Here is a 212-nt window from a genome sequence, read left to right as displayed (position 1 = left end):
AGCGCCGCAGCAGGCACCGACTGTACCGCTCCCGGAAACCACCAGCCAGGTGCTGGCGGCGCGCCAGCAGTTGCAGCGCGTGCAGGGAGCAACCAAAGCAAAAAAGAGTGAACCGGCAGCCGCTACCCGCGCGCGGCCGGTGAATAACGCTGCGCTGGAAAGACTGGCTTCGGTCACCGATCGCGTTCAGGCGCGTCCGGTGCCATCGGCGC

General features: G+C 67.5%; 1 protein-coding gene and 1 other annotated feature. The gene reads left to right on the top strand.

Translation table 11 applies throughout. The features are described 5' to 3' along the window. The coding region (locus L0M99_RS09805; protein ID WP_238128467.1) for a hypothetical protein at nucleotides 1-212 on the top strand (212 nt) is incomplete at both ends. After that, nucleotides 81-145: a sequence feature (DnaX frameshifting element), on the top strand. It overlaps the preceding gene by 65 nt.

Source organism: Varibaculum cambriense (genome assembly GCF_022133705.1).
Lineage (GTDB): Bacteria > Actinomycetota > Actinomycetes > Actinomycetales > Actinomycetaceae > Varibaculum > Varibaculum cambriense_A.
Note: the sequence above shows the minus strand (reverse complement) of the source record. Positions and strands in the feature narration are given on the sequence as shown.